General features: G+C 72.4%; 6 protein-coding genes and 1 pseudogene. 2 read left to right on the top strand and 5 right to left on the bottom strand.

What is annotated here, in order from left to right; all coding sequences use genetic code 11:
• From ACOJTC_RS15475 to purS, 4 genes and pseudogenes are all read right to left on the bottom strand, one after another.
• Positions 1-397: pseudogene (locus tag ACOJTC_RS15475) on the bottom strand (hypothetical protein); the annotation flags it as partial.
• Between the two features lie 4 nt (positions 398-401).
• On the bottom strand, positions 402-3221 hold the full coding sequence (purL, locus tag ACOJTC_RS15480) for a phosphoribosylformylglycinamidine synthase subunit PurL (RefSeq protein WP_420117410.1): 2820 nt from the start codon (positions 3219-3221) through the stop codon (positions 402-404).
• A gap of 70 nt (positions 3222-3291) precedes the next feature.
• Entirely contained in the window at positions 3292-3975 is a 684-nt protein-coding gene (gene purQ, locus ACOJTC_RS15485; protein WP_204928444.1) for a phosphoribosylformylglycinamidine synthase subunit PurQ, read from the bottom strand.
• Entirely contained in the window at positions 3972-4232 is a 261-nt protein-coding gene (gene purS, locus ACOJTC_RS15490; RefSeq protein WP_420117411.1) for a phosphoribosylformylglycinamidine synthase subunit PurS, read from the bottom strand. The genes purQ and purS overlap by 4 nt, the downstream gene beginning before the upstream one ends.
• A gap of 463 nt (positions 4233-4695) precedes the next feature.
• Between purS and ACOJTC_RS15495 the strand changes: the two genes are divergently transcribed.
• The gene (locus ACOJTC_RS15495) at positions 4696-5379 is read left to right on the top strand and encodes a S1 family peptidase (protein WP_088641950.1); all 684 of its coding nucleotides are present in this window, start codon (positions 4696-4698) and stop codon (positions 5377-5379) included.
• Positions 5380-5403: 24 nt separating this feature from the next.
• Positions 5404-5970 (top strand): YbjQ family protein, encoded by a 567-nt coding sequence (locus ACOJTC_RS15500; RefSeq protein ID WP_204928445.1) that lies wholly within the window; start codon positions 5404-5406, stop codon positions 5968-5970.
• A gap of 240 nt (positions 5971-6210) precedes the next feature.
• Here the strand turns inward: ACOJTC_RS15500 and purB are convergent, their stop codons facing one another.
• A complete protein-coding gene (gene purB, locus ACOJTC_RS15505; protein ID WP_420117412.1) occupies positions 6211-7635 on the bottom strand; it encodes an adenylosuccinate lyase in 1425 nt (474 codons plus the stop codon).
• Positions 7636-7695: the final 60 nt, after the last annotated feature.

Genomic DNA, 7695 nt, shown 5'->3' on the forward strand with positions numbered 1-7695 from the left:
TGGCGTTGCGCAGGCAGGCCGCGACCACCGGCCGGCCGGTGGCGCTGGCGGCGGCGCTGATCGCGGAGCCGTTCGGCGACGGCAGCACCAGATCGCCGACGACGGGTGCGCCGGCCAGGGCCGCCGGGGACAGCGACCACGGGTGGGCGGTGGTGGTCTGCCGACGGCCCACCGCCGCCACCGCACCGACCCGTCGCGCGTAGTCGGCCGCCTGCTCACCCCAGGGGAACGGGTGGACCCGCACCCCCCGGGCGACCGCGACCTCGACGGCGGTGGTGAACGACAGGACGTCCACCACCACCAGTACGGCACAGACCCGGCCGAGTTCCGCCGCCCCGGTCAGCCCCCAGTCGAAGCGGGCACCCGATCCGGGCTGGACGTGGACGGCCGAGGCCACCGCCTCAGCGCTGCTCGGGCGTCGGGCGCTGCCCGTCACCGTCACCGGCGTCGGAGGTCGCCGCGTCGGCCTGCGGGGTGGACCCGGTCGCCGGGCCGGCGGGAGCGTCCGACGTCGGCGCGGAGCCCGCCGGGGCGTCCGGTGCCGGCGGGGAGCCTGCGGCGTCGTCCGACGAGGCGGCGCGGGCCGCCGGGTCGTCCGACACCGGGCCGGTCGACGTCGACCCGTCCGACACCGGGGCGTCGGTCGTCGGAGCGGCCACCGCCTCGGCTGCCGGGTCGTCCGCGTCCGCCGGCTGCTGCCGTTGCGGCACGTCCACCGGCTGCGTGGCGGTGGCCGGCGCGATCGTGGTGGTACCCGTCCGGACCGCCTCGACCTGCACCTGGGCCGCCTCCGGGCCGCCGAAGAGCCGGGGCAGGGTCGCGGTGTGCGCGGCCCGCAGCTCGTCCAGGCCGATCCGGAACTGGCCGTGCACGTCCAGGGCACCGCTCGCCGGGTCGGTCACGCCGATCTGCTCCCACGGCACGCCCCGCTCGTCGCAGAGGGCGGTGAACGCCTTCTCGTGCCCCCGGGGCACGGTCACCAGCGCCCGGCCGGCCGACTCGCTGAACAGGAAGACGAACGGCAGCGAACCGTCGGCGAACCGCTCCGGCACGCCGATCCGGACCCCGACACCCCGACGCAGGCTCGACTCGACCAGGCTCTGGGCCAGGCCGCCGTCGGACAGGTCGTGCGCGGAGCTGAGGTGACCCACCCGGGCCGCCTCGGCCATCAGCTCGGCGAGCTGGCGCTCCCGGCCCAGGTCGACCTGCGGCGGCATACCACCGAGGTGCTCGTGCGTCACCCAGGCCCACTCCGAGCCGGACAGCTCCACGTGCGTGTCGCCGAGCAGGTAGACCTGGTCGTGGTCGCCGTTGGCCCGGGGCACGAAGCCCATCGGCACCCGGTCGGCCACGTTGTCCAGCACACCCAGCACACCGACCACCGGGGTCGGGTGGATGGCGGCGGCACCGGTCTGGTTGTAGAAGCTGACGTTGCCGCCGGTCACCGGGATGCCCAGCTCCAGGCAGCCGTCCGCCAGGCCACGGACGGCCTCGGCGAACTGCCACATCACGCCCGGGTCCTCAGGCGAACCGAAGTTGAGGCAGTTGGTCACGGCGATCGGCTTCGCGCCGGTCACCGCCACGTTCCGGTACGCCTCGGCGAGCGCCAGCTTCGTCCCCTGGTAGGGGTCGAGGCGCGCGTACCGGCCGTTGCCGTCGACGGAGAGGGCGACACCCAGGCCGCTCTGCTCGTCGATCCGGATCACACCGGAGTCCTCCGGCTGGGCCAGCACGGTGTTACCCAGCACATACCTGTCGTACTGCTCGGTGACCCAGGTCTTGTCGGCCAGGTTCGGCGAGGCGATCATGCGCAGCAGGGTCTCCCGCAGCGCCTCCGGGTTGCTCGGCCGGGGCAGCGTCTCGGCCCGGTCGGCCTGGAGCAGGATCAGGTCGGCCGGCTCCCGCATCGGGCGGGCGTAGACCGGGCCGTCGTCGACCAGCGAGCCCGGCGGCACGTCGACGACCACGTGGTCGTTCCAGGTGACCAGCAGCCGGCCCGGCCGGCCGTCGGGCGCGGGCGGGGTGACCTCGCCGATCGCGGTCGCGAGCACGCCCCACTTCTCGGCGGTCTTGAGCACCGCCTCCAGCTTGTCCGGGGTGACGACCAGCAGCATCCGCTCCTGGGACTCGCTGGCCAGGATCTCGTGCGGCTCCATCGAGGGCTCGCGCAGCGGGACCCGCTCCAACCAGACCCGCATCCCGGTGCCGGCGGACGCGGCGGTCTCGGTGAGCGCGCAGGTCAGGCCCGCGCCGCCGAGATCCTGGATGCCGACGACCAGCTCGGCGTCGTACAGCTCCAGGCACGCCTCGATCAACAGCTTCTCGATGAACGGGTCACCGACCTGCACCGACGGACGGCGCTGCTCGCTGCCCTCGTCGAAGGTGGCGCTGGCCAGCACCGACACGCCGCCGATGCCGTCCCGGCCGGTCTTCGCGCCGAGCAGCACCACGACGTTGCCGGGGCCGGCGGCGTCCTTCTTCTGCAACCGGTCGACCGGCAGCACGCCGAGGCAGAGCGCGTTGAGCAGCGGATTGCCCTGGTAGCAGGGGTCGAAGACCAGCTCACCACCGATGTTGGGCAGACCGAGGCAGTTGCCGTAGCCGCCGACGCCGGCCACCACGCCGGGCAGCACCCGGGCGGTGTCCGGGTGGTCGGCCGCACCGAACCGCAGCGGGTCCATCACCGCGACCGGGCGGGCGCCCATCGCGAGGATGTCCCGGACGATGCCACCGACACCGGTCGCCGCGCCCTGGTAGGGCTCGACGAAGCTCGGGTGGTTGTGCGACTCGACCTTGAAGGTGACGGCCAGCGTGTCGGAGACCCGGACGACGCCCGCGTTCTCCCCGATGCCGGCGAGCAGCCGGTCGCTGGGCGGGGCCTTCTCGCCGAACTGGCGCAGGTGCACCTTGCTCGACTTGTACGAGCAGTGCTCGCTCCACATGATCGAGTACATGGCCAGCTCGGCCTGGGTGGGGCGGCGGCCGAGGATGTGCCGGATCCGGTCGTACTCGTCGTCGCGCAGGCCCAGCTCGGCGTACGGCTGGAGTTCGTCGCCGGTGCCGGCGGCCCGCTGCACGGTGTCCACGCCGTCGGCCCAGTCGGTGGCCGGCGTCGGACCGCTGGGCCGACCGGCGTCGGCCGGCGGCGCGACGGCCGCGTGCGGTTCCGCCGGGGCGACGCCCGCGACTGCCCGAACCGCCGGGTCCTGGTGGGTGGTCATGACCTCTCCTCGCTGCGCTCGTACCCGCCGGTGGGGCGGTGGAGCCGACCGATGTTGCCGCCGAGCACCGTCACGCCGGTGTCCCCACCAGGTGCTTGAGCACCGAGGTGAAGAAGCCGAGGCCGTCCAGGGAGGGGCCGGTGAGCGCCTCGACCGCGTGCTCGGGGTGGGGCATGATGCCGACCACGTTGCCGGCGGCGTTGGTGATCGCGGCGATGTCCCGCTGCGAGCCGTTCGGGTTGCCGCCGACGTAGCGGGCGACGACCCGCCCCTCGGCCTCCAGCGCGTCGAGGGTGGCGGTGTCGGCCACGTAGCAGCCCTCGCCGTTCTTGACCGGGATGAGGATCTCCTGGCCGGGCTGGAAGGTGTTCGTCCAGGCGGTGCCGACCGACTCGATGCGCAGGACCTGGTCGCGGTTGCGGAAGTGCAGGTGCTGGTTGCGGGTGAGCGCGCCGGGCAGCAGGTGGGCCTCGCAGAGGATCTGGAAGCCGTTGCAGATGCCGAGCACCGGCAGGCCGCCCCGGGCGGCGTCGACCAGGGTCTCCATCACGGGGGCGAACCGGGCGATGGCCCCGCAGCGCAGGTAGTCGCCGTAGGAGAAGCCACCGGGGAGGACGACGGCGTCCACCCCGTGCAGCTCCGGGTCACCGTGCCAGAGCCGGACCGGCTCCGCGCCGGCGATCCGCACGGCGCGGGCGGCGTCCCCGTCGTCCAGCGAGCCGGGGAAGGTCACCACTCCGACGCGGGCGGTCACGAGTTCGCGTCCGCGGTCTCGTCGACCTCGACCCGGACCGTGAAGTCCTCGATGACGGGGTTGGCGAGCAGCTTGTCGGCGATCTCCCGGGCCCGGTCCAGGTCCGGTTCGCCGGTGAACTCGATCTCGATCCGCCTGCCGATGCGGACGGAGGCGACGTCACCGACGCCGAGCCGCGGCAGCGCGTTTGCGACGGCCTGGCCCTGAGGATCGAGGATCTCGGGCTTGAGCATGACGTCGACGACGACGCGAGGCACTGGGCACTCCTGACTGTGTACGCAGTTGGGTGCCGGCCCACTACGGGCGAGCGCAGCCAGCGTACCTGGCAGATTCCGGTCCGGACGCACCGGCCGGGCGCAGTTCAGGCAGTGATCGACGTTACCGGTCGCCGGGACGTGTGGTCGAGATCCGTTCGTTGCCGCTCTGATACGGATTTGTTGCCGATTGTCGTCGCGTCGCTCCGACACACCCTACCTGAGCAGGCAATACACGGCTCAACGCCAGATTTGCGACCGGTATCCGACAAACAGGGACGAGCACATCCCGGGTCATTCCTGTCACATTGGTTGATCTCGATGGCACCCTTGTGAAGCCAATCACCACCCCCTAGCCTCATCGAGATACATCGATGCCTGGTCGGCGTCCCCGAGGGGCCACCCCCACCCCGACGCCCGACCCCCGCCCGGCCACCCCGGGCCCGACCCGAAGGAGTCCCTCCCGATGCGTCTCCGCTCCACGCTCGCGGTGCTCACCACCGCCCTCGCCGGTGTCCTCGTCGCCGCCTCCGGGGCCACCGCCGCCCCGGCCGGCCCGCAGCCGATCATCGGCGGCAGCACCGTCTCCTCCGCCCCCTGGGCCGCCGCGGTCTTCAGCAACGGGTCGTTCACCTGCTCCGGCAGCGTCATCTCCGCCCAGTGGGTGCTCACCGCCCGGCACTGCGTCAGCGGCACCATGTCCGTCCGGGTCGGCAGCGTCTACTACGCCTCGGGCGGCACCACCCGCACCGTGAGCGCCTCCTACACCCGCAACGACCTCGCCCTGCTGCGGCTGTCCAGCACGGTCAGCACCACCGCGGTCAGCCTGGCCAGCAGCAACCCGCCGGTCGGCTCCACCAACACCATCTACGGCTGGGGCATGACCTGCTACAGCGGCTGCGGGGCCTCCAGCCAGCTCAAGACCGCCTCGGTGCAGGTGACCAGCACCAACGCCACCGACGCGTACGGCGGCCAGGCGATCCGCAGCACCCGGATCAACGGCAACGCGTGGCGCGGCGACTCGGGCGGCCCGCAGTTCTACAACGGCCGGCAGGTCGGGGTCGCCTCCACCGCCGACGGGTCGAGCATCCAGAACTACGGCAGCGTCGCGTACAACCGGGCCTGGATCACCTCGACGGCCGGTGTCTGACGGTTACCACCGCAGGCGGTGCGGATGGCCGGTCGCGTGCCGGCCGTCCGCGCCGCCTGGTTTTGCAGCATCCGACCAGGTGCGTACGGCACGCTTCGACGCCGTAGCGCTACTGACAGCATCGGAACCGTGCTGGTCGTGACGACGGATCAACTGCCCGGCTACGAGATCCGCCAGATCCTCGGCGAAGTGGTGTCGTCGATGGCGCGGACCCGGAACCCGTACCGCGAGGGGGTCAAGAACCTGCGCGGCGGTGCGTACGACCCGATGGCCCCGGACAACCTCACCCGCTGGCGCACCGACTCGGTGGCCCGGCTCGGCGAGGAGGCCCTGCGCATCGGCGCCAACGCCGTGGTGGGGATGCGCTTCGACAGCCGGGACTGCGGCGAGATGTGGATGGAGATCTGCGCCTACGGCACGGCGGTGATCGTGGTACCCAAGGTCCCCGACGTCATGCCGCACGACCAACCCCTGGTCGCTGCCGAGACCGCACACGACCCCGGGTTCGCCGAGGCCCCCGGCGGCATCGCCGAACCGGCGAGCGCCCCCAACCTCTCCTCCGCCGCCGAAACCCCCACCCGGGACTCCTGACCCACGCCCTGCCACCCCACCCGGCTTCCGCCCGCCCCCGTGACCACGGGTGATCAAGAGCTTTACGCCAATTCGATCTCCATTGGTGACGCAAACCTCTTGATCACGGGGGCGAGCCGACGCCCGGCCGGGCCTGCGGGGCGTGATCAAGAGGTCTGGGGCTGGTTGATCTTCATTGGTGACGCAAAGCTCTTGATCACCGGGGGAGAGCGGGCGGGCGGGAAGGCGGGCGCGGGGGGGTTAGAGGATGGGGGGTGGGGAGTAGGTGGCGGCTTCGGGGTGGGCGGTGACGACCGTGGTGATGCGGCGGGTGATCGCGTCCACCTGGGCCTGGGCGGCACCGGTGAAGGTGGCGGGGTCGGCGACCAGGGTGTCGATCTCGCTGCGGGTGAGACCGAGGCGGGAGTCGGCGGCCAGCCGGTCGAACAGGTCGTTGTCGGGGGCGCCCTTCTCGCGCATCGCGAGGGCCACGGCGACCGCGTGCTCCTTGATCACCTCGTGCGCGACCTCCCGGCCGACGCCCCGGCGTACCGCCGCGACCAGGATCCTGGTGGTGGCCAGGAAGGGCAGGAAGCGCTCCAGCTCCCGGCTGATCACCGCCGGATACGCCCCGAACTCGTCGAGCACGGTGAGGAAGGTCTGGAACAGCCCGTCGGCGGCGAAGAAGGCGTCCGGCAGGGCCACCCGGCGGACCACCGAGCAGGAGACGTCCCCCTCGTTCCACTGGTCGCCGGCCAGCTCGCCGACCATCGACAGGTAACCCCGGATGATCACCGCGAAGCCGTTCACCCGCTCCGACGAACGGGTGTTCATCTTGTGCGGCATCGCGCTGGAGCCGACCTGGCCCGGCTTGAAGCCCTCGGTCGCCAGCTCCTGACCGACCATCAGCCGGATCGTGGTGGCCAGTGACGACGGCGCGGCGGCCACCTGCGCCAGCGCGGCGAGCACCGCCATGTCGATCGACCGCGGATAGACCTGGCCCACGCTGTCCAGCACCCGGGAGAAGCCCAGATGCTCGGCCACCCGACGCTCCAGCTCGGCGACCTTCGCGGCGTCGCCGTCGAAGAGGTCGAGCTGGTCGGCGGCCGTGCCCACCGGCCCCTTGATCCCGCGCAGCGGGTACCAGTTGATCAGGTCTTCCAGCCGCTCGTACGCGATGAGCAGTTCCTCCGCCGCCGAGGCGAAGCGCTTGCCCAGCGTGGTGGCCTGCGCGGCGACGTTGTGCGAGCGGCCGGTCAGCACCAGGCCGGAGTGCTCGTGGGCGAGCCAGGCCAGCCGGGCCAGCGCGGCGACCACCCGGTCGCGGATCAGCTCCAGCGAGGCGCGCACCTGGAGCTGCTCGACGTTCTCGGTGAGGTCGCGGGAGGTCATCCCCTTGTGCACGTGCTCGTGCCCGGCGAGCGCGCTGAACTCCTCGATCCGGGCCTTCACGTCGTGCCGGGTGACCCGCTCCCGCTCGGCGATCGAGGCCAGGTCGACCTGGTCGACCACCCGCTCGTACGCCTCGACCACGCCGTCGGGCACCGCCACGCCGAGGTCCCGCTGGGCGCGGAGCACGGCGAGCCAGAGCCGCCGCTCCATCCGCACCTTCTCCTCCGGGGACCAGAGGGCGACCAGTTCGGGTGAGGCGTACCGGTGGGCGAGCACGTTCGGGATCGTCGTCACGTACCTCATTCTCTCCTACCCGACGACCGCCGCCCTGGTCGGGCCGCCGGGGGTGGGGTG

This window comes from Micromonospora sp., from assembly GCF_048594385.1.
Taxonomy (GTDB): domain Bacteria; phylum Actinomycetota; class Actinomycetes; order Mycobacteriales; family Micromonosporaceae; genus Micromonospora; species Micromonospora wenchangensis.